Genomic DNA, 19,493 nt, shown 5'->3' with positions numbered 1-19,493 from the left:
AAGACATGCGCACAGCTAGTCCATCCCGCTAATGGGAATGAGGCTCAATGTGGGACAGGAATCAAACGCGTGGCGGTCGCCATACCCCGGACGGGGTCTGTATAGGTAACGAATCGCTGATAAGGGAAACGACAACGGGGCTGAACACGGTGACGGGAGGCTTTAGGATCGATACTTGCAGCATGCCGCCTGTCTTGCATTCCTGGCCCGGCTTGCAAGGCTTACCGTGCTCGACAGGACTTTTCATGTCGTTGCAGCAGTCCATCCCCATGTCGTCCATCATCGCCATGCCCATGGTCTTCATCGGGCAAGGTTCTGTCGGTGCCTGAACCCCCGCCATCCCGCTAAGGGGAAGCGCCAGGCTGATCAAGAATATGAGACAAAACCGCAGGTAGCGTTTCATGGGCTGGAGTGTAGTCGCTGCAAATGGCTCTTACAATTGGTCACGTATCATCCGCACCCCGTGGTCAAGGTGTGAGGAAGGTAATCACACCTGACATCAATTAAGACAGAATTACGTGTCAAAAATAGATATTTAACCCATCGCTTCAACCAGAAAAATCCCGGCTCTGAGCGCCCCAATCAAAGGGGATTTTTCCCCGGAGTTGGGGTGTTTCCCCAATGCTCGTGTCTGACTATCTGAACGGTCGCGGATTTAATTTGCCTGTTTCAAATGCAGGGCAGTTCAGATACGGGCCGGGCTCACCATCATTGCTAGGTGGTGGATATCTGGCATAGAGAATGCTGGATGTCACCTAGGCTTCATTGAGAAATTCAAATTGAAGGTGTAGTTAGGAAACCTTCGAAGGGACGCGACCATGCCTGCAATATCAGCATTGTTTAAGCGCCTAAATCGGATAGCAGTTGGCTCAGTTGCTTCTAGCAGACAACCGAATCTCCTACGCCGGTTTTCGATTATCAGCTTCATCCTGATCAGCGCGATAGCTTTTGGGCTGGGTTCAGTATCGACTCGATTCCTGGTCATCGAAAGCTTGGAGCGCGACGCACTGTTGTCGGCACAATTTATTCAGACTATCGCTGTGGGTGAAATCCGTCACCACGGGTTGTCCGGGATGCGGATGGGTGACGTTTTGGCAGCCACCCAATATGGAATGCTATCGGAAGAAATGGCGCTGAATCGGCACCGTGCCCGCTCCGAGTTCCTCGACCACCTTTCTCACCTCCCGGATTCACTTCTGATTAGCATCTACTCGCCACTTCGGACAGTGATGTGGTCGACCAACCCGCAACTGATTGGACAACGATTTCTGAACGATGAGGTGCTTGAGGCGGCATTTACCTCCAAAGACCGGGTCTCCACTAAATACAGCGACGCGGATGAAATCCGCCCAGAGCAACAATTTTTGCATCCTCCCAAAATGTTCTTCATCGAGAGCTACATCCCCTTGGTCGACGATCTGGGGAATACGCTGGCCGTGGTAGAAATTTACAAGGAACCGGTCGATCTGATCGAGCGGCTCAACCGTGGTCACTGGATCATCTGGCTGTCTACAGCCTTAGGCGGTCTGCTCCTTTACTTCGGACTGTATTGGATTGTTCGACGTGCATCGATTCAGCTGGCATCACAGGAGGCGCAACTCGTCGCCAACAAGACTTACGTGGGGTTGGTCGAGATGTCCACAGCAGTCGCCCATAGTTTGCGTAACCCCCTGGCCTGCATCCGTTCTAGCGCAGAACTGGCGAGCGAAATGGATTGCCCACCCGTCAAGAAGAACATCGACGATATTGTCAGCCAAGTGGATCGAATGTCGCAGTGGGTGCATGAATTGTTGCTGTGCTTGCGACCGATTCGTGGAGAGGCGGAACTGGTGGAGCCGATGAATGTGGTACAGGCCACGTTGGCCGGCTACAGCGCGCAATTGGCTCAATCAAGAATCCAGGTCGAGTTCAACAATGAGCCCACTCCCCGGATCATCAGTAATCCGCTTTTGCTGTCTCAAATTCTGAATAGCGTCATCGCTAATGCCATCGAGGCAATGCCGGGCGGCGGGAAGCTCACCATCGAAGCGAATGTTGATGACACCCATCAATGGCTGCATCTCGTCATTGGTGACACCGGGGATGGATTGTCACGGCAACAGGAACTGATGGCTTTCAAGACCTTCTACACCACCAAACAAGGCAAGCTGGGTATAGGGCTGATCATGGTGAAGCAGATCATGGAAAGTTTTGGAGGAGAAGCCAGTCTGACCCACCACGAAGACAAGGGAACATCCGTGCACCTGAGTTTCAGGGTTGTGGAAAGAAGAGCGAGTGGGTTGCGCTAGTCTTTGCGCAATAGCTCCTCCAGATCGGCAGACAGTGGCATGACGGAAAAAGCACTGACACGCGCTCTTCCCGTATTGCCGAAAGGCACCCAGATCCTGGAAAACAACAACGCGGCAACGATCCAAGGAAGCTGACCTACCACCTCCCGCCAATCCTTCGTGATCCACCCCAGCGTCAACATGAGCCAATGAGATTTCGCGTGAGCCAGTGGCATACGCTGGGTGAGAATGTGCGCACGCTCAGTCCAGCGGTAGGCTGCCTGAAAGTCACGGGCCCTCATAGCGAGTCCAGCCTCATGGAACGCTTCGGTTATGGCGTTACGCAAAACCTCTTTCATGTCGAACTCCAACGCTACTTCTTCAGCAATCGAAGTCCGTTGAGCACCACCAGCAAGCTGACCCCGACGTCGGCGAATACCGCCATCCACATAGTCGCCATCCCCATCAGAGTGAACACCAGGAAAATGGCTTTGATGCCAAGGGCGAATCCGATATTTTGTTTGAGGATCGATGCGGTCTGCCGTGACAGACGAACAAAGGCCGGAATCTTGCGCAGGTCATCATCCATCAACGCAACGTCAGCCGTTTCAATGGCGGTGCCCGTACCAGCGGCAGCCATGGCAAAACCAATCTGGGACTTCGCCAGTGCCGGTGCATCGTTTATCCCGTCACCGACCATCCCCACCACGTGGTTGCGGCTCTGCAACTCGCCAATGGCCGCCAGCTTGTCGGCAGGCAGCAGGTTTCCTCGCGGCTCATCAATCCCTACACGTTGAGCAATGGCCTCAGCCGTGTGCGCGTTATCACCTGTCAGCATCATGGTCTTGATGCCCAGCTCGTGCAGTTCCTTGACCGCAGCCTGACTTGAATCCTTTACGGTATCGGCCACGGCAAACAGGGCGAAGACCTGAGTAGAGTTGGTCAACGCTACAATTGTTTTTCCCTGACGCTCCAGTCGATTCAGTGAAGCTTCCACCTGCAGTGTTCCAAGCCCCAGCTCTTCGATCAGGCGATGATTTCCAAGGTGATAAAGCTGTCCTTCGATCACGCCCTTAACCCCACGTCCGGGAAGCGCTTCAAAGTTGTCCACCTGTTTGAACGTTGAGGTGTCCAGTCCCTCGTGTTTGGCGATTGCCTGCGACACTGGGTGATCCGAGCGAGCACCCAGGCTTGCGGCAATAACCTGAGGGTTAACCGCTGAAGGCTCCACCAGTGGCATGTAATCGGTTTGAACCGGCTTGCCATGGGTGATGGTGCCGGTTTTATCCAGCGCGACAAAGCTCAGCTTGGCGCCGATTTCCAAGTAGACGCCGCCCTTGACCAGAATTCCTTTACGGGCAGCTGCTGCCAGACCGCTGACGATGGAGACCGGCGTGGAAATGACCAATGCACAGGGGCAGGCTACGACCAGAAGCACCAAGGCGCGATAGATCCAGTCTGTCCAGACCCCACCCAAAAACAAGGGTGGGAACACAGCAATGGTTAAAGCGAAGAAGAACACACCAGGCGTATAAACCTTGGCGAATTTGTCGACAAATCGCTGGGTAGGTGCTCGCGAACTTTGGGCTTCTTCCACCGCGTGAATGATCCGAGCCAACGTCGTATTGTTGGCCTCCGCCGTCACGCGGTACTCAAATGATCCTGACTCATTAACGGTGCCTGCATACACAGGATCATCGACCGCCTTCTCAATGGGCAGGCTCTCCCCCGTGATAGGTGCCTGATTGACGGTAGACGTGCCGGAAGCGACATAACCATCCAGGCCGATACGTTCACCGGGACGCACCCGAACCAGGGCCCCGATCCCGACCGTCTTCACATCGACGTCCAGCCACGAGCCGTCGACCTGACGGACAGTTGCGCGCTCCGGAGTCAAATCCAGCAAGCCTTTGATGGCGTTACGCGCACGATCCAGCGACTTCGCCTCGACCATCTCGGCAATGGTAAATAGCACCATGACCATCGCCGCTTCTGGCCACTGTCCGATCAATACAGCGCCAGTCACCGCGATGCTCATCAAGGCGTTGATGTTCAGGTTCAGGTGTTTGAGCGCAATCCAGCCTTTCTTATAAGTCGTCGGCCCGCATAGCGCGATGGCGAACAACGCGACGACGGCAATCACCCAATCCGGGGCCGACTGGGTGAAGTGCAAGACTTCTGCAATCACCGCAGCGATACCGGACAGCGCTAATGGCCACCAACTGCTTTTATGTGCGGATGGAGCTTGCGACTTGGCTTGCGCTGAATTGGCGACAGGTGCGTTGCTCTCAGGCGTTTGTGGCTCTGCATGCATGCCCAGCGATAGCACTGCTGCTTCGATACCCAAGGTATCCGGCAGTACATGCCAGACACCCAGTGTGCGGTTCATCATGTTGAATTCGAGCTTTTGAATCCCGCTCATTCGAGCGAGCTTGCCCTCGATCATGGTCTGCTCGGAAGGACAGCACATTTGCCCAATTCGGAAACTGCTGAAGCGAGTTGCGTCCCCGCTATCAGTCTGACGCTCCTCTGCGCCACGAGACTTTGAGTCAGATGGCGGGCAGCACACTTCAGTAAATAGATCGTTGCCGACCGGAGGGGCAGGTTTGCTCGGCTCCGCCAAGGCATACAGGGTGGACGGAGCTGCGTTGGCCGCACAGCATGATTTGCCGGCATCCGGCGCAGGCGCGCAACAACCTTCGCCTTTTGTTAGGGAGGGGGCTGGACTCACGTCTGCAGCTTTCGGATCACAACAACTGCTTGTGGACTGAATTTTGGCTGCGCCTGGATCGCAAGCCGTGGCGGCAGGTGCACAGCAGTCCGAGCCTGAGGACGGATCAAAAACTTCGACACCGGCCTGAGTTTCCGGTGTTGGCTTGTCACCGCAACAGCTTTTCATAAGGGCACTCTCGGCAGTTCATGGCGAAGAGTGAACACCCTATAGCCACTATAAGGTCAAGCACTTCGTGAAGCGCTTTGACCCGTTTTTAGCATCACTAAATTCGCTTATCGCGACTGATTGATCTCACTCCAGATCAAGTCATAGAGCTGCTGGGCACCGAAGTTAGTCAGCGGTTTACCGTTGACGAAGAATGTCGGCGTGCCGCTTACACCAACCTTTTTCGCATCGGCGGCGTCTCGTTCAATAGTTGCCGTGATCTCGGGAGACATCATGTCCTCGCGTGCCTTGGCCACATCCAGGCCTGCCTGGCCGGCAGCGTCCCATGCCGCCATAGCCTTGACGTCATCATGCCATTGCGGCTGAGCCTCAAGGACAGCTTCCAGTACCGGCACAAACACGCCTTGTTTGCGCGCGGTTTCTAGAATACGGATGGCCTCTTCAGACCCGACATGAAGTCGAACATAGCGCAGCACCAGACGAACATCGCCCGGATGCTGGGACATCATCTTTTTGACAATGGGATAGAAGGCGCGGCAGCTCTCACACGATGGGTCAAAGAACTCAACAATAGTGACCGGTGCCTTGGCAGGGCCAAAGCTTGGCGAATTGAATCGCACCAGCGCCCCAGCCTCCTCCACGGGAGCAGTCGCCTGGGGCACTGTCGATGCGCGGTCATAAAAGAATGCAGCAACCGCAAAGCCGATCACGGCCAGGACACTGATGGCGAGGACGATGATGCGTCGGCTCATTGGGTAAATCTCCGGCGGATAAGAACAAGAAGAAGGATCAGAAGGCTGAAGACGCCCAGCGATAACGATGGCAGCGGCACGCCGCCGAGGATGGTCATGTCCGCACCGGAGCATGACGGGCCGGCACCACAGGGTTGGATGCTTTCGGAGATCAGTCCGAAATAAAGCAAATTGTGATACAGGGCGATCACCCACCCCACAACGGCCAAAGGCAATGCGTAACGCCAGACGCCCGCGTCCGAGATGCAGCACGCCACACCCAGCACAAGCACCAGAGGAAACATGAAGGCACGCTGAAACCAGCAAAGAACACAGGGTTCCTGCCCCATGACTTCACCGACGAAAAGCACGGCAATGGTGGAAATAAGAGCCAGCAGCCAGGCGCATAGCAGGAGCGCCCAGCCTTTGGGGTGAGGCTGTGGATGTAAGGTTGGCATCGGGTGAAAGCCCCTTCTTGTCGAAGTGATAAGGGCGTACGCACGGATTTGCTTATCGCCTGATCGGGGTAGAATGAAGGTTCTAGCGACTATAAGGTCAAGCGAAATGAATGCGGCCACATACACGGTTGGCGCCCTTGCAAAAGCGACCGACACCAAAGCGGTGACCATCCGCTATTACGAACAGGTCGGCCTGCTGCCCTCTGCAGGACGATCAACAGCGGGCTATCGCTTCTACACGGACGAGGAGCGTGACCGTCTATTGTTCATTCGCCGTAGCCGCGCATTAGGCTTCAGTCTTGACGATGTTCGGGAGTTGTTGGGTTTCGCTGATAAACGCGACGCCTCCTGCGCCAGTGTGGATTCAAAAGTCGAAGGGCAGTTAGAGCAGGTGAGGATGCGAATCCGAGACCTGCAAGGCTTGGAAGCTGAGCTGGTGCAGTTGATTGCTTGTTGCGAGGGAGGCGTGATCAAGCAATGCCGCATTATCGAGTCGATGTCTAGTCGTCGTAAGGCTAGCTAAATGTGCGGCTTCAACTGTCGCGCTATGCCCACTATACGTTGAGGCCTATCCAGCCTTGGAAGCCCACGTAGAGACCAACACCGATGATCAGTACGCTGGACAGATATGGCGCACGACGAGCAACGGTGCCAAGCCAAGGCCAGCGGTTGGAAGCCTGTTTAGCACCAATAGCCGCAGCTGCACCCACAGCCACTAAGGTGATTGCCAAGCCGATGGTGAAACACAATACAAGCATGCCTCCAAGCGCCACCTCTTTAACCTGAAGGCACAGCAGCAGGACGGTAATGGTGGCAGGACAAGGAATCAGATCACCAGTCAGACCGAACATGATGATTTGGCCCGTGGTGACCTCACGATTGGTGAAGCGCTTACGGATAGTCCCCACAAAACAGGAGCCGGGCCTCAATGAATTACGCCGGCATCCTATCCCCCCCAGGGGATGGGTCAAACGTAACAAAACCGTATTAAACGAGTTGAAACCCGAACGCCATGTTCAGCGGAACACTCACAATAACGGTAGTATTCGCGCTTGTTTGCGCCATGTTTGTGGACTGGGCCGGGGATCTCTTTGCTTTCACTCGTGGTTAGCACGCCACGCGGGAAGGCTGATCATAAAGGTCGTATGGCCTTCTCTGGAGACACACCCAACGGTGCCGTCATGGGCGTCAACCAATGATTTGACGATTGCCAGCCCTAACCCCGCATGGTTCGTAGTGCTCTCTCTCCGTGCGGGATCGACTCGGTAAAAACGGTCAAACAGCCGGGGCAGATGCTCTACCGCTATTTCCTCGCCGGGGTTTTCCACTGACAAGCAGATCATGTCGCCAAGGGGCTCGATTTTCACGGAGATCGTACAGTCAGGTGGGGTATACCTGAGCGCATTGGACAGCAAATTCGAGATCGTCCGATCCAGCATCGTCCCGTCACCATTCACCGCGCCGTGCCCGACTACCTGCAGCTTCACCCCTGTGTCGTCTGCCAGAAGCTGGTAATACTCAAACAATTTCTCGACGACCGAACGCAACTCGATTTTCTCTTTGGCAGGTAGAACCAGACCGTTGTCCGACTTTGCTAAGAAAAGCATGCCGTCAATAATGCCGGAGAGTCGGTTTAGATCTTCCAGGTTGGAATAAAGATTCTCTTCATAATCCTCTGGTGCACGTTTCTTTGTGAGGATGACTTCGGTATGTGTGCGCAGATTGCTGATAGGAGTACGTAGCTCGTGCGCGATATCGGCTGAAAAGTTAGACAACCGAGCAAATGACTCTTCAAGGCGAGCAAGCATAGCGTTGAACGAAGTGACAAGGAGCTCAAGCTCGCGAGGCACAGAATCCATCGGAATACGCTCTTTCAGCGATCCGGCTGACATCGAGGCCGCGACTTTCGTCACTTGTGCGACCGGTTTCAGCCCGCTGAGCGCCACCAACCACCCTAAACCTGCGCTGACCAAGGCGCTAATTGCCAGCCCGATCACTAACCACCAGCGCAGAGTTTCAACGAAATGCATATGGCTTGTGATGTCTAGACTCAGCCACGCGGTCATTGGCTCAGCTTCATTCGCCAAGTGAACTTGGGCTTTCATGCCTCGGTACTTATGGTTTCCAGCTGTCCACTCCCACATATCTTCCCTCGGGTCACCAGAGGAGGAAGAAGGATGTCCAACTGCATTTGAAGTCATGAAGAACGTCTTCCCGTCCATCGCGATAATTGAGGCTGAGAGTTCCTGGTGAGCACCAAGGAGTGCTTGTAGTTGTAACACAACTTCTGAAGGGTCTGCGGAGCCAGCTTCGCCATCCATTATTTGCCGAATGGATTCGAGCTTTTCCGTCATCGCTTGTCGGTCGAGGGCCTTGAAGTGATGTTGGCTAAACCCGTCAAAAGTAAAGCCTGCTACTACCAGCACAGCGACCACGGCACAGACAAACATCATGCTTAGACGGAGGGTAAGAGATGCACGCTTCATTCTGTATCCGGAGCATCTAGCATGTAGCCCATTCCCCTCGCGGTCTGAATCATCTTGGTGTCGAAATCGTCGTCGATTTTGGCCCTGAGCCGACGAATCGCGACTTCGATCACGTTGGTATCACTGTCGAAATTCATGTCCCAAACCTGCGATGCGATCAGTGATTTCGGCAAGACTTCTCCCCGACGGCGCATCAGCAGCTCTAACAGCGAAAATTCCTTGGCAGTAAGGTCAATACGTCGACCTGACCGCGAAGCCCGACGCTTCAGAAGATCGACCTCTAGATCACCGATCTTGATTGATGTCTGGTTGGGTACGGTGGCACCACGGCGAAGCAAGCTTCTGACGCGAGCAAGCAACTCGGAAAATGCGAAGGGTTTGACTAAATAATCGTCTGCACCTAATTCCAAACCTTTGACCCGGTCGTCAACTCCGTCCCTGGCCGTCAGAAACAGCACAGGAACAGTGCTCCCGGCTGTGCGGATAGAGCGAATGACCTCCCAGCCATTCAGGCCCGGCATCATTACGTCCAGGATTAGAAGATCGTAGGCCTCATTTTGCGCCTGGTTCAGCGCCTCTGTTCCCGTCACAACCCGGTCGACACTGAAGCCAGCTTCCAGAAGGCCTTGCTGTAGGTACATCCCAATTTTGGGTTCGTCTTCTGCAACCAAGATTCTCATGCAGGGGCTCCGGTTTTGCGGTGTTCTAGTGTGCTACCAATCTGACGACTGTGCGGAAGCTTACGCAAATGTAATTGCCCAAACAGCAAACAGAAAGTTCCCAGTCAAGACGGGGCGGGGTGTGGCGCATTGAGGGAGGGCAGCTAGTCGGCAGCTTACAAAAACGTAATCGGCAATCTGAGCTTTTTGCGCTTAACCTATTTTCCATCCAGCGCGGAAGCACGACTCCTGGCCTACGGCCAGTGCATACAGCGCAACCGCACACTAAAACGTGACGAGGTGCATCGAATGTTCAAACGAAAGCTATCGCTTGCTGTGGGATTGATGATTTGTGGGGTTGTGCAGGCAGCTGAGCCACTCACAATCGATGTACATCGGGACGCGAACTGCGGGTGCTGCAAGGAATGGGTCAAGCACCTCGAATCAAATGGATTCAAGGTAGTAGACCATGTGGAAAGTAATATGAGCGCTATCAAGCAGAACCTGGGCGTGCCACAGGAACTCGCTTCATGCCATACGGCTGTGATTGACGGCAAATTCGTAGAGGGTCATGTCCCTGCCGATGAAATCAAGAAGCTGAATGGACGTTCAGACCTCGCAGGAATCGCAGTGCCAGGCATGCCCGCAGGTTCCCCTGGCATGGACTACGGCCAGAATCATCAACCTTACCAAGTCCTGGGGCTCACCAAGGCAGGTGCGCAAGAAGTGGTCGCTGACTACCCCATCAGCCGATAGTCGTTGCTCAGATCTGAGCGCCCTTGGGGCCGCTCGGATCTAGCTCCTGGATCACCCTTGAGCCATCTCGATTGAGGGGCTCAATGTTCCTAGCCAGGCCACCAAGCAAACGATGACGACAGCACAGGTCGATTCGATCACCACACTTTTTCTCAAAGCAGTTGCCGCTAGAGAAAAATCACCGGCCACCACAGACCGCTCTAGTGAAGGGCTTAGGTAGAAACGATTGAGGGTAGCGAGCCCGATCATGCCCAGGAACAGCAGGATCTTCACGAACAGGAGAGCGCCATAGGTGCTGGTTACGACTTCGATTACTGACGGCCCGACAATGAAGAGGTAATTAGCGACGCCAGTAACTATGATCGTACCAACAATGAATGCGCCCGCCGTTTCGAATCCCCTGAGCGCTCGTGATAGCACTCGTACCAGTTGCTCCGAATTAGCCCCCCTAATACTCAACATCAGACCAAACGCCGCGAGAGCTCCGATCCAGCCGCCAGCGGCAAGTAGGTGCAGAATATCAGCGGCAAAGTGCCAGAACCGCAGGGCGCCTTCATCCATCGCCCCATGACCTGTCCATGGGATTGTCGCTAAGGAAATGCTGCCCGCTATGGTAGCGACCCAGAGACTACCCGTCGGCCATCGCCTGTTCTGGCTTCCAGCAAAAATCACCACTGCTAGCGAGATCATACGTGTCACCCAGCTGTAGCCGACCTCAGTCTCGTACAGCATCATTTCCATGTGAGGTCGCAGCTCCGCCCAGTCGGATGCGCCACTCATATTTTTTGTCATAACTACAAAAGCTGCTACGGACAAAAGCATACCTATAACAGCGGTGCCAGGTAGTAGCGACCCAAAATGCAACAGCGTTCCCGATACACGCTCTTTTCCCCGAAAGCTGTATAGCCCAAAGACGGCAAGACCGAAGAGAAGCATCAGATCCAAATACAGCGCGAGGCGCAGCGCCACGTTAATTGGGTCGCTCATACTTATTTCACTTTGAAGGTGACGCTGCCAGTAATCGGATGGGTATCGGACGAAACCGCTCGCCATTCCACTTTGTAGGTGCCAGTTGTGAGAGGAGAGGCCGGGGTCAAGACCATGGTTTTAGGGTCGTTACTGCCGGCCACGCTGGCTTTAACACCCATAGGAGAGTTTGGCATGCCGGGCATGTCGGTCATGATCAACTTGGCTCCGGAAAACTGGGTAACCAGGTTTTCAGAAAAGTGCAGCTCAATCTTTGCTGGGGCTGGGCCGTTCGCGCCTTCAGCTGGAGTTGAAGAGACTAGCTTCGGGTGAGCCTGGGCAACTGCACTGAGCAGAAGACTGGATGAAAGTGCGACGGCCACAACACAGGATTTAAGTACAGACATGCAAGGCTCCTCACAGCGCGTAGCTGTTGTAATGAGGTTAAATAATTATTTGGCGCCGCTAACTGTGATTTAGAACCACACCCGGACGCCGAGCACCAGACGTGCTTCGTTATTGTCTTCGCCTTCCTCGCTGGCATAGTCAGCAGTCTTTCCATAAGCCCGATTCCAAGTAACGCCTACATAAGGTGCAAACTCAGGACGGATTTCGTATCGGAGCCGCAAACCGACTTCACTCTCAGACAACCCTGAACCGACTCCACGTTTGGGATCGTTTTTGCCATAGAAATTGAATTCTGCCGTCGGTTGCAAAATCAGTTTATTGGTTAGGAGAATGTCGTAGTCACCTTCCAGCCGCGCTGCGGTCTGGCCGCCTTCACCCAAATAAGCAGTAGCCTGGGCCTCGAAATTGTAGAGCGCCAATCCCTGGATACCGAAAGCCGCCCACGTTTGAGGGTCGCCTGGTTTGAAGTCTTGACGAACGCCGCCGACTAGATCCCACCAAGGGCTGATGGCGTGTCCCCATAAAGCTTGAACCTCAGCCTTTTCAGTCTTCCCATTGGTGCGTTCGCCTTCGGAGCGCAACCATAGACGATCAACATCTCCCCCAATCCAACCTTGGGCTTCCCAGTTCAGTGCGCTTCCATCGTCAGCATCCTGCCATTCCAATTTCTCAAATATAAAAAATGAGTTGAGGGCTGTGTCATGAACCGCGTGACCACCTGGGGACTTATAGACTGCGGCTCTGTCTGCATCGGTTAGCCGTGGTATCGGAGTCCGGCTTTGGGTTTGTGGTTGCTTGGCGGGCTGCATACCCTCCATTTTGCTGTGATCCATACCCTGCATCTGGCCATGATCCATACCCTGCATCTGGCTGTGATCCATGCCCTGCATCTGGCTGTGATCCATACCCTGCATCTGGCTGTGATCCATGCCCTGCATCTGGCTGTGATCCATACCCTGCATCTGGCCGTGATCCATAGTCTGCATCTGTCCGTCTTCGGTGCCCTGGCTTGTTTCAGCGGCTGCGGGAAAGACAAAACCAGCGGTCAGAGCGACCGTAAACACAGCTGAGTGCATGCGAGTCCCGCAAAGAAAATTGCTCATAGTCGACTCCTTATTCCTCTACTCGCACTTCGCGGAACATCCCCATTTCCATGTGGTACAGGAGATGACAGTGATAGGCCCAGCGTCCCAGCGCATCGGCTGTCACTCGGTAGCTGCGCTTCGACCCTGGCGGCATATCAATGGTGTGTTTGCGGACAAGGAATTGGCGATTCTCGTCTTCAAGGTCGCTCCACATGCCATGCAAGTGGATGGGATGAGTCATCATGGTGTCGTTGACGAGAACGATCCGGATTCGCTCGCCGTATTTCAGTTTTAAAGGCTCGGCGTCCGAAAACTTCACGCCGTTGAAAGACCAGGAAAATTTCTCCATATGCCCGGTCAAGTGCAGTTCGATAGTTCGACTCGGCTCACGGCCATCTGGATCCTCAAACGTGCTTTTTAGGTCGGAATACGTAAGCACCTTTCGGCCATTCTCGCGAAGGCCCATACCAGGATCATCAAGCTTTGGCGACGTCGACATTGCCTGCATGTCGACGAGAGGATTGTTGGATTCCGTGGCTGGGTGCGACTGCATTTCCCCCATACCACTCATGCCGCCCATGGACATTTTGCTGTGATCCATTCCAGCCATGCTGTCCATGCCGGACATGTCTTGCATAGCGCCATGGTTCATACCTTCCATGGCACCTCCATCCATGCCTGACATACCCTTCATCGAGTCGTCGCCCATGCCGGCCATCTTGCTGTGATCCATCCCAGCCATATCGCCCATACCAGCCATCGACCCATGATCCATACCGGCCATTCCCATGTCGGCCATGGTGACGAGAGGGCGAGGGTCAAGGTCAGGTACTGGAGCCGCCAGGCCAGAGCGGACAGCCAAGGTGCCTCTGGCGTACCCCGACCGATCCATCGACTGCGCAAACAGTGTGTAGGCGTCCTGAGTTGGTTCGACGATCACATCGAAGGTCTCAGCTGTGGCGATCCTGAATTCATCCACGCTTACAGGCTTAACGTACTGGCCATCGGCAGCCACAACGGTCATCTTCAAGCCCGGAATACGGACGTCAAAGTAAGTCATGGCCGAACCATTGATGAACCTCAACCTAAGCTTTTCGCCAGGTTTAAATGTCCCCGTCCAGTTGGAGTTCGGCGCTTGGCCGTTCATCAAGTAGGTGTATGTCGCGCCACTGACGTCTGCAATGTCCGTGGGATTCATCTTCATTTCGGCCCACATCTTTCGGTCAGCGACAGTGGCTGACCAACCTTTGTCCGCTACGTCATGGATGAAATCACTGACTGTGCGCTTGTGGGTGTTGTAATAATCAGACTGCTTCTTCAGTGTTTTCATCAGCGAAGCAGGATCTTCATCCGTCCAGTCAGTAAGCATCACCACGTAGTCACGGTCATACTCAAATGGCTCGGGCTCTTTCGCGTCGATTACCAGCGGGCCGTACACACCTACCTGTTCTTGGAAGCCGGAGTGACTGTGATACCAGTACGTTCCGTTTTGCTTGACCTTGAATTGATAGACATACGTGCCGTTAGGCTCGATCCCATGGAAGCTAAGGCCCGGCACACCGTCCATATTCGCGGGGAGGATAATTCCGTGCCAGTGGATGGAAGTCATATCCTTAAGGCGGTTCTTGACCCGCAAGGTCACGGTATCGCCCTCACGCCAACGAAGCTGAGGCCCCGGAATCCCACCATTAATTGTCATGGCTGTCCGGGCATTCCCAGTGATGTTTACCGGAGTTTCTCCGATAAATAGATCGAACTCTGTACCTGACAGAACATTGGTTTCGCCCGAGCGAGGTGCCGCCCATATAGGCGTCTGCCAAAGCCCTAAGCCACCGAGGATCCCGCCTGCGGTGAGACCTTTCACAAAGGTGCGCCGAGAAGTTTTGGAATGCATACCGATTGATGTCCCGTCAGTCAGATGTCAGGTGCACACACACACTGTGGTGTGCTCCCGAGTGTTCATGCTTTGGATAGCTAATGCTCAATAGATTGGAAGATGACATAAGCTAGCAAACGGGGTGATTACATTTCCGTAAGCTGAGTGGCTCAGCATTGATGCTTCTGCTCTTCAGCCGTGGGCTTTTCCTGTGCAATTTCCTCTTGCACTTGCGCTTGTGGAACGGGCTTGCTGGTGGCCATAGCCGTTTCGCGAGCTCGTTCCATGCGCTCAACCGCACGGTCGCCGCCACCTTCGGCGAAGGCCAGCGACGATATAGCCAAACTGAGTGTAAGAATCACAACGTTGGTTGCTTTCATAGTGCATCTCCTTCAAAGAATTGACTCTCGATGAAACCAGAGAGTTTGAGCGTCAGCTCGATGAGGATGATGAGGGGACGCACCTGTCAGCACGCTTAGCCGTTGATTACACTTTTGACAGCACACGGAGAAACTCAGCGTCTGAAAGATCGATGGGCGTCATAAAATTTGACCGCAACACAGAACCGACAGCCGGCTGCATAAATTGATGTAGATCAACCGCGACACTTCAATGTGGCGTATGTTGAAAAATCAAAATCCGCTAATCAGTACCGGAGATTCTCCATGTTCTGGTTTCGCCATCGTCAACCAACGTTCATACGCCTCGCCATCGTGCTGTGGGTGTTAGCGTTTGGTCTGGCAGCGACCCAGGGATGTCTGGCACAGCCCAGCCACAATCCGGCTACAGCTCATGTCTCGCTGATCGCCGCGCAAGACCACGATATCCACGACACCCATGCCCTCGGTTGCCTTCAGCACTGTGCCGATGCGGGGATAGCTGTAAGTCCTTCGCTCCATCTTCAAATATTTGACCAATACAGTTGGACGTTTCTGTTCCTAATCCCTGCGTTGCTGATTTTGTATCCCGCCAACCCCTCCGCTTTTGCCTTTCTTGCATTACGGCGCCCTGTACCAGCCAGACCACCAGCCCGCCTGATTTTCGTCCGTTTCAACGATTAATCCGACCTTCTGCGCGCCGATCTTCGGCGCACTGTCTGACTGCGCCAACCTGGCGCGGCTTGTTATTACCTGAGTTGTCCTCACCCTTTGGAGATAGCCATGCATGCCTCATTGAAATTTATCCTCGCCACCCTGCTCGTGAGCAGCCCACTCATCGCTTCGGCAGTCGATGAGCATCACCCGGAGCAGGGACAGACCGCGCCCGGCCAGACAAGCGAAGCAGCTACGCCGATGCAAAACAATGTCATGGCCGAGCAAATGCAAAAAATGCAGGCTGCACACGACAAGGCAGCCGCCGCCAAGACCCCTGCCGAGCGACACGCCGCCATGCAGGAGAGCATGAAGACGATGAAGGACAGCATGGCCATGATGCATAAGAACTGCCATGGCAAGGGCATGGGCATGGACGGCAACAAAGACGGCATGGAGATGGGAATGATGAACATGATGATGAAAATGATGGATCAGCAAACGAGCATGATGAACATGCCGATGAGCAAGTGACGCGCACAAGCCTGTAGGCAACGCAGCGACGGTTTTACTTTAGCCAATATGCCAAGGGTAAAACTGCCGCCCGTTGCACCTCTACGACGTATCACTCAACAGCACTCCCTCAGGAGTACAGAACCATGATGAATTCACCACATTCCGCTAACACCTCACCAGCATTTTGGAGGAGCAAGCCCGGCATAGCGCTGGGCATGCTGCTGGTGATCGTTCTGTTCTATCTGGCAAGAGAACACTACGGCCATATGCTGGGCTTACTGCCTTACATGATTTTGCTGTTGTGCCCGCTGATGCATTTTTTCGGGCACCACCACGGTGGTCACAGTCATCACGGCCAAACCTCAGACGCCACCAAGGATGAAAAGAGGAGTTAGCTCATGCCCACCCCTGAGCTTCGTTCAGAGCACAACCCAATACAGAAGTCTGAACCCCCACCCACCGGCTCCCATGACCCGGTATGTGGCATGACCGTCAGTAACGACAGCCAGTTCAGCACGGTATATGAGGGGCAAAACTACCGGTTCTGCAGCCAGAAATGCCAAACGACCTTCAGGGCAGCGCCCGAGCGTTATCGAATATCTCAACTGAAAATCGAACACGTCCATCAGACAACAGCAGAACCGTTAACGGGTGCCGCTGAATACACATGTCCCATGCATCCGGAAATTCGCCAGATCGGCCCCGGCGTCTGCCCTAAGTGCGGCATGACCTTGGAGCCAGTGATTCCCGAATTGGAGGAAGAAGAGAACTTAGAACTAAAGGACTTCTCCCTGCGCTTCTGGTGGACATTGCCACTGACAATAATCGTCACCGTTCTGGCCATGGGCGGCCATGCCTTGGTGCTGTTTCACGGGCCCACGCAAAACTGGATCGAGATGGGACTAGCCACGCCCGTGGTGCTATGGGCTGGCTGGCCGTTTTATGTGCGCGGCGTGCGCTCGGTGATTCAGCGTAGTCCGAACATGTGGACGTTGATCGGGCTTGGCACGGCGGCGGCCTTCCTCTACAGCGTCGTGGCCACCCTGGCCCCCGATGTATTCCCCAGTAACTTCATGATGGAGGGCCGCATCGGTGTGTACTTCGAAGCGGCGGCTGTGATCATCTCACTGACCCTTCTCGGCCAGATGCTTGAGCTCAAGGCTCGCTCACAAACCTCGGCTGCCATCAAGTCGCTGCTTGGACTGGCCCCAAAAACTGCCCGTCGAATCAATGCCGACGGCACGGAAGAAGACATCGCACTGACACACGTACACAGCGGCGACACATTACGTGTGCGTCCGGGCGAAAAAGTGCCTGTCGACGGCCAGGTGTTGCAAGGCGAAAGCGCTGTAGATGAGTCGATGCTCACCGGCGAGCCAATACCGATAATGAAAAGGGCCGGCGACGCGCTGATCGGAGCCACCCTCAACATTCATGGCAGTCTGGTGATGCAGGCGCAGAAGATAGGGTCGGCGACCCTGCTCGCACAGATTGTGCAGATGGTTGTGCAGGCACAACGCTCAAAAGCGCCGATGCAACGGCTGGCAGACGTGATTGCCAGTTACTTCGTGATCGTTGTGATTGCTATCGCTGCGCTAACTCTACTCGGCTGGGGACTGTGGGGGCCCGAGCCAAGTTGGGTGTTCGGACTGATCAACGCTGTCGCAGTCATGATCATCGCCTGTCCCTGTGCCCTTGGCTTAGCGACACCGATGTCAGTCATGGTCGCCACCGGGAAGGCTGCTGGCAGCGGCGTATTGTTTCGCGATGCCGCCGCCATCGAAAACCTGCGCAAGATAGACATCTTGATAGTCGATAAAACTGGCACCCTCACTGAAGGTCGACCAGCGTTCCATAGCGTCGAGGCCGTACCCGGATTTACTCAGGATGAAGTGTTGCGCCTGGCCGCAAGTCTCGATCAGGGCAGTGAGCATCCATTGGCCCACGCCATCGTCGAGCAGGCTCGTGCCGCAGGGCTAAAACTGGTGACACCTGAAACCTTCGAGTCAGCCTCAGGTATTGGTGTAAGCGGTCAGGTCGAGGGTCGCCGCCTGATGCTAGGCAATACCGCGTTGATGCAGGAGGCCGGCGTTTCCACAGAGAGCTTGCAAGCACATGCCGAGAAGCTTCGCGGCGACGGCACGAGCATCATGTACCTGGCAGTCAATGGCGCCCTGGCGGGTTTGCTGGCTGTTGCCGACCCCATCAAACCCACCACGAAGCTGGCCGTCGAGCGTCTGCAGGCGGATGGCGTCAGGGTCATCATGGCCACTGGCGACGGCCTTACGACTGCTCGCTCGGTAGCTCGCCAGTTGGGCATCGAGGAGGTGCACGGCGAGGTCAAACCGCAAGATAAAGAACGTCTGGTGGCATCTCTGCAACAAGCCGGACACCGCGTGGCGATGGCCGGCGACGGCATTAATGATGCCCCCGCACTGGCTCGCGCTGATGTAGGTATCGCCATGGGCACTGGCACTGATGTGGCGATGAACAGCGCTCAGGTCACCCTGGTCAAGGGCGATCTGCTCGGTATCCTGCGTGCTCGCAGCCTGTCAGTAGCAACGGTGAGAAATATGCACCAGAACCTGACCTTCGCCTTCCTTTACAACGCCATGGGCATCCCACTGGCCGCCGGCTTGTTCTTCCCTCTTACCGGTCACCTTCTGTCACCGCTCATTGCCGCACTGGCCATGAGCGTGAGCTCGGCGTCGGTGGTATTCAACGCCTTGCGCCTGCGCCAGGCGTCCTTTGATTGAGTGAAAACGACCGCTTGACCTTGCCATGGCGGCAAGGTTGACGATTAGCCAACGCCGCAGAAAAGCCTCATGCGTCAGTCTTTCCATGATCAACTTTGTTGTGAGGAGTCATCAATGAAAACGGTTGAACTGCAAGTCCAAGGCATGAGCTGTGGTTCATGTGTCAAACATGTCACCGAAGCGCTGCGCCCACTTGAAGGCGTCAGTGACGTAACAGTGGATCTGCAAGCCGGACGGGTGAAGGTCAGCGGCGATTCGGACAGCCATGCGCTGCTTGCAGCACTGCAGGACGCAGGCTATCCAGCACAGCTGGCGACAGTGGAAAGCGTAGCAAGTAAGAAAACCTCAGGTTGTGGTGGAAACGGCGGTGGTTGCTGCTGTCGGTAGCCAAGCCAACATCCGAGGGATGCCCACCGATATTCTCCAACCAACGGTAGTCGAGCTAGTTAAGCAGGTCTCCTACGTAGCTGTGAAAGAACTGCTCGGTGGACTGAATCAAGCCTATAGCTCTTGATCCCATCAAACTGATGCGATTTGAGTCTCTCTGATTTCAGGATTTCCAGCGTTCCCTACCACACCAACAACAAGGGCCCAGTGTA

21 protein-coding genes are annotated in these 19,493 nt (G+C 54.8%); 8 read left to right on the top strand and 13 right to left on the bottom strand.

Annotation, left to right across the window (positions count from 1 at the left end):
- Positions 1 to 61: 61 nt before the first annotated feature.
- Positions 62 to 403 (bottom strand): hypothetical protein, encoded by a 342-nt coding sequence (locus CGA21_RS29850; protein WP_223194017.1) that lies wholly within the window; start codon positions 401 to 403, stop codon positions 62 to 64.
- A gap of 415 nt (positions 404 to 818) precedes the next feature.
- Here CGA21_RS29850 and CGA21_RS05180 point away from each other — a divergent pair, with 415 nt between their 5' ends.
- Positions 819 to 2,288, top strand: a complete 1,470-nt coding sequence (locus CGA21_RS05180; protein ID WP_188263718.1) for a sensor histidine kinase — start codon at positions 819 to 821, stop codon at positions 2,286 to 2,288.
- On the opposite strand, the gene CGA21_RS05175 is transcribed toward CGA21_RS05180, so the two are convergent.
- The 4 genes from CGA21_RS05175 to CGA21_RS05160 all read right to left on the bottom strand — a co-directional run bounded on the left by CGA21_RS05175 (position 2,285) and on the right by CGA21_RS05160 (position 6,355).
- Positions 2,285 to 2,626 carry a DUF3703 domain-containing protein gene (locus CGA21_RS05175; protein ID WP_188263717.1) on the bottom strand — a complete coding sequence of 114 codons (342 nt, stop codon included), beginning with the start codon at positions 2,624 to 2,626 and terminating at the stop codon, positions 2,285 to 2,287. The genes CGA21_RS05180 and CGA21_RS05175 overlap by 4 nt on opposite strands.
- A gap of 14 nt (positions 2,627 to 2,640) precedes the next feature.
- Complete coding sequence (locus CGA21_RS05170; protein WP_188263821.1) at positions 2,641 to 4,737, bottom strand: heavy metal translocating P-type ATPase; 2,097 nt, start codon at positions 4,735 to 4,737, stop codon at positions 2,641 to 2,643.
- Between the two features lie 536 nt (positions 4,738 to 5,273).
- A complete protein-coding gene (locus CGA21_RS05165; RefSeq protein WP_188263716.1) occupies positions 5,274 to 5,918 on the bottom strand; it encodes a DsbA family protein in 645 nt (214 codons plus the stop codon).
- Complete coding sequence (locus CGA21_RS05160) at positions 5,915 to 6,355, bottom strand: disulfide bond formation protein B (protein ID WP_188263715.1); 441 nt, start codon at positions 6,353 to 6,355, stop codon at positions 5,915 to 5,917. The genes CGA21_RS05165 and CGA21_RS05160 overlap by 4 nt, the downstream gene beginning before the upstream one ends.
- A 106-nt stretch (positions 6,356 to 6,461) precedes the next feature.
- Here CGA21_RS05160 and CGA21_RS05155 point away from each other — a divergent pair, with 106 nt between their 5' ends.
- On the top strand, positions 6,462 to 6,878 hold the full coding sequence (locus CGA21_RS05155) for a MerR family transcriptional regulator (RefSeq protein ID WP_188263714.1): 417 nt from the start codon (positions 6,462 to 6,464) through the stop codon (positions 6,876 to 6,878).
- 31 nt (positions 6,879 to 6,909) lie between these two features.
- Here the strand turns inward: CGA21_RS05155 and CGA21_RS05150 are convergent, their stop codons facing one another.
- The 3 genes from CGA21_RS05150 to CGA21_RS05140 form a co-directional block, all read right to left on the bottom strand.
- Positions 6,910 to 7,326 carry a sulfite exporter TauE/SafE family protein gene (locus CGA21_RS05150; protein WP_411157057.1) on the bottom strand — a complete coding sequence of 139 codons (417 nt, stop codon included), beginning with the start codon at positions 7,324 to 7,326 and terminating at the stop codon, positions 6,910 to 6,912.
- A 126-nt stretch (positions 7,327 to 7,452) separates the two neighbouring features.
- The gene (locus CGA21_RS05145) at positions 7,453 to 8,841 is read right to left on the bottom strand and encodes a heavy metal sensor histidine kinase (protein ID WP_188263713.1); all 1,389 of its coding nucleotides are present in this window, start codon (positions 8,839 to 8,841) and stop codon (positions 7,453 to 7,455) included.
- A complete protein-coding gene (locus CGA21_RS05140) occupies positions 8,838 to 9,521 on the bottom strand; it encodes a heavy metal response regulator transcription factor (RefSeq protein WP_188263712.1) in 684 nt (227 codons plus the stop codon). The genes CGA21_RS05145 and CGA21_RS05140 overlap by 4 nt, the downstream gene beginning before the upstream one ends.
- A gap of 288 nt (positions 9,522 to 9,809) precedes the next feature.
- On the opposite strand from CGA21_RS05140, the gene CGA21_RS05135 reads away from it, so the two are divergent.
- Entirely contained in the window at positions 9,810 to 10,256 is a 447-nt protein-coding gene (locus CGA21_RS05135; RefSeq protein WP_188263711.1) for a DUF411 domain-containing protein, read from the top strand.
- A gap of 51 nt (positions 10,257 to 10,307) precedes the next feature.
- Here the strand turns inward: CGA21_RS05135 and copD are convergent, their stop codons facing one another.
- The 5 genes from copD to CGA21_RS05110 form a co-directional block, all read right to left on the bottom strand.
- Entirely contained in the window at positions 10,308 to 11,243 is a 936-nt protein-coding gene (gene copD, locus CGA21_RS05130) for a copper homeostasis membrane protein CopD (protein ID WP_188263710.1), read from the bottom strand.
- Between the two features lie 2 nt (positions 11,244 to 11,245).
- Entirely contained in the window at positions 11,246 to 11,629 is a 384-nt protein-coding gene (copC, locus tag CGA21_RS05125) for a copper homeostasis periplasmic binding protein CopC (protein WP_188263709.1), read from the bottom strand.
- A 69-nt stretch (positions 11,630 to 11,698) separates the two neighbouring features.
- The gene (locus tag CGA21_RS05120; RefSeq protein WP_188263708.1) at positions 11,699 to 12,733 is read right to left on the bottom strand and encodes a copper resistance protein B; all 1,035 of its coding nucleotides are present in this window, start codon (positions 12,731 to 12,733) and stop codon (positions 11,699 to 11,701) included.
- Positions 12,734 to 12,743: 10 nt separating this feature from the next.
- Entirely contained in the window at positions 12,744 to 14,609 is a 1,866-nt protein-coding gene (locus CGA21_RS05115) for a copper resistance system multicopper oxidase (RefSeq protein WP_188263707.1), read from the bottom strand.
- A 152-nt stretch (positions 14,610 to 14,761) separates the two neighbouring features.
- Entirely contained in the window at positions 14,762 to 14,971 is a 210-nt protein-coding gene (locus CGA21_RS05110; RefSeq protein ID WP_188263706.1) for a co-regulatory protein PtrA N-terminal domain-containing protein, read from the bottom strand.
- A 285-nt stretch (positions 14,972 to 15,256) separates the two neighbouring features.
- On the opposite strand from CGA21_RS05110, the gene CGA21_RS05105 reads away from it, so the two are divergent.
- From CGA21_RS05105 to CGA21_RS05090, 5 genes are all read left to right on the top strand, one after another.
- The gene (locus CGA21_RS05105; protein WP_188263705.1) at positions 15,257 to 15,652 is read left to right on the top strand and encodes a hypothetical protein; all 396 of its coding nucleotides are present in this window, start codon (positions 15,257 to 15,259) and stop codon (positions 15,650 to 15,652) included.
- Positions 15,653 to 15,751: 99 nt separating this feature from the next.
- The gene (locus tag CGA21_RS05100) at positions 15,752 to 16,156 is read left to right on the top strand and encodes a hypothetical protein (RefSeq protein WP_188263704.1); all 405 of its coding nucleotides are present in this window, start codon (positions 15,752 to 15,754) and stop codon (positions 16,154 to 16,156) included.
- A gap of 125 nt (positions 16,157 to 16,281) precedes the next feature.
- On the top strand, positions 16,282 to 16,533 hold the full coding sequence (locus tag CGA21_RS29845; protein WP_102668791.1) for a DUF2933 domain-containing protein: 252 nt from the start codon (positions 16,282 to 16,284) through the stop codon (positions 16,531 to 16,533).
- A 90-nt stretch (positions 16,534 to 16,623) separates the two neighbouring features.
- Positions 16,624 to 18,894 carry a heavy metal translocating P-type ATPase gene (locus tag CGA21_RS05095; protein WP_223194016.1) on the top strand — a complete coding sequence of 757 codons (2,271 nt, stop codon included), beginning with the start codon at positions 16,624 to 16,626 and terminating at the stop codon, positions 18,892 to 18,894.
- Between the two features lie 114 nt (positions 18,895 to 19,008).
- Positions 19,009 to 19,281: a heavy-metal-associated domain-containing protein gene (locus CGA21_RS05090; RefSeq protein WP_188263703.1), complete on the top strand. Its 273-nt coding sequence runs from the start codon at positions 19,009 to 19,011 to the stop codon at positions 19,279 to 19,281.
- Positions 19,282 to 19,493 lie beyond the last annotated feature (212 nt).

Source organism: Pseudomonas sp. PSB11, from assembly GCF_014596605.1.
Taxonomy (GTDB): Bacteria; Pseudomonadota; Gammaproteobacteria; order Pseudomonadales; family Pseudomonadaceae; genus Aquipseudomonas; species Aquipseudomonas umsongensis.
Note: the sequence above shows the minus strand (reverse complement) of the source record. Positions and strands in the feature narration are given on the sequence as shown.

Excerpts from the sequence above, each read along its gene's own strand:
- CGA21_RS05155 (WP_188263714.1), top strand. The coding sequence starts at position 6,462 with ATGAATGCGGCCACATACACGGTTGGCGCCCTTGCAAAAGCGACCGAC.
- CGA21_RS05100 (WP_188263704.1), top strand. The coding sequence starts at position 15,752 with ATGCATGCCTCATTGAAATTTATCCTCGCCACCCTGCTCGTGAGCAGC.
- CGA21_RS05090 (WP_188263703.1), top strand. The coding sequence starts at position 19,009 with ATGAAAACGGTTGAACTGCAAGTCCAAGGCATGAGCTGTGGTTCATGT.
- CGA21_RS05115 (WP_188263707.1), bottom strand. The coding sequence starts at position 14,609 with ATGCATTCCAAAACTTCTCGGCGCACCTTTGTGAAAGGTCTCACCGCA.
- CGA21_RS05105 (WP_188263705.1), top strand. The coding sequence starts at position 15,257 with ATGTTCTGGTTTCGCCATCGTCAACCAACGTTCATACGCCTCGCCATC.
- CGA21_RS05180 (WP_188263718.1), top strand. The coding sequence starts at position 819 with ATGCCTGCAATATCAGCATTGTTTAAGCGCCTAAATCGGATAGCAGTT.
- CGA21_RS05165 (WP_188263716.1), bottom strand. The coding sequence starts at position 5,918 with ATGAGCCGACGCATCATCGTCCTCGCCATCAGTGTCCTGGCCGTGATC.
- CGA21_RS05140 (WP_188263712.1), bottom strand. The coding sequence starts at position 9,521 with ATGAGAATCTTGGTTGCAGAAGACGAACCCAAAATTGGGATGTACCTA.
- CGA21_RS05135 (WP_188263711.1), top strand. The coding sequence starts at position 9,810 with ATGTTCAAACGAAAGCTATCGCTTGCTGTGGGATTGATGATTTGTGGG.
- CGA21_RS05120 (WP_188263708.1), bottom strand. The coding sequence starts at position 12,733 with ATGAGCAATTTTCTTTGCGGGACTCGCATGCACTCAGCTGTGTTTACG.
- CGA21_RS05110 (WP_188263706.1), bottom strand. The coding sequence starts at position 14,971 with ATGAAAGCAACCAACGTTGTGATTCTTACACTCAGTTTGGCTATATCG.
- CGA21_RS29845 (WP_102668791.1), top strand. The coding sequence starts at position 16,282 with ATGATGAATTCACCACATTCCGCTAACACCTCACCAGCATTTTGGAGG.
- CGA21_RS05145 (WP_188263713.1), bottom strand. The coding sequence starts at position 8,841 with ATGAAGCGTGCATCTCTTACCCTCCGTCTAAGCATGATGTTTGTCTGT.
- copC (WP_188263709.1), bottom strand. The coding sequence starts at position 11,629 with ATGTCTGTACTTAAATCCTGTGTTGTGGCCGTCGCACTTTCATCCAGT.
- CGA21_RS29850 (WP_223194017.1), bottom strand. The coding sequence starts at position 403 with ATGAAACGCTACCTGCGGTTTTGTCTCATATTCTTGATCAGCCTGGCG.
- CGA21_RS05175 (WP_188263717.1), bottom strand. The coding sequence starts at position 2,626 with ATGAAAGAGGTTTTGCGTAACGCCATAACCGAAGCGTTCCATGAGGCT.
- CGA21_RS05095 (WP_223194016.1), top strand. The coding sequence starts at position 16,624 with ATGACCGTCAGTAACGACAGCCAGTTCAGCACGGTATATGAGGGGCAA.
- CGA21_RS05160 (WP_188263715.1), bottom strand. The coding sequence starts at position 6,355 with ATGCCAACCTTACATCCACAGCCTCACCCCAAAGGCTGGGCGCTCCTG.
- CGA21_RS05170 (WP_188263821.1), bottom strand. The coding sequence starts at position 4,737 with ATGTGCTGTCCTTCCGAGCAGACCATGATCGAGGGCAAGCTCGCTCGA.
- copD (WP_188263710.1), bottom strand. The coding sequence starts at position 11,243 with ATGAGCGACCCAATTAACGTGGCGCTGCGCCTCGCGCTGTATTTGGAT.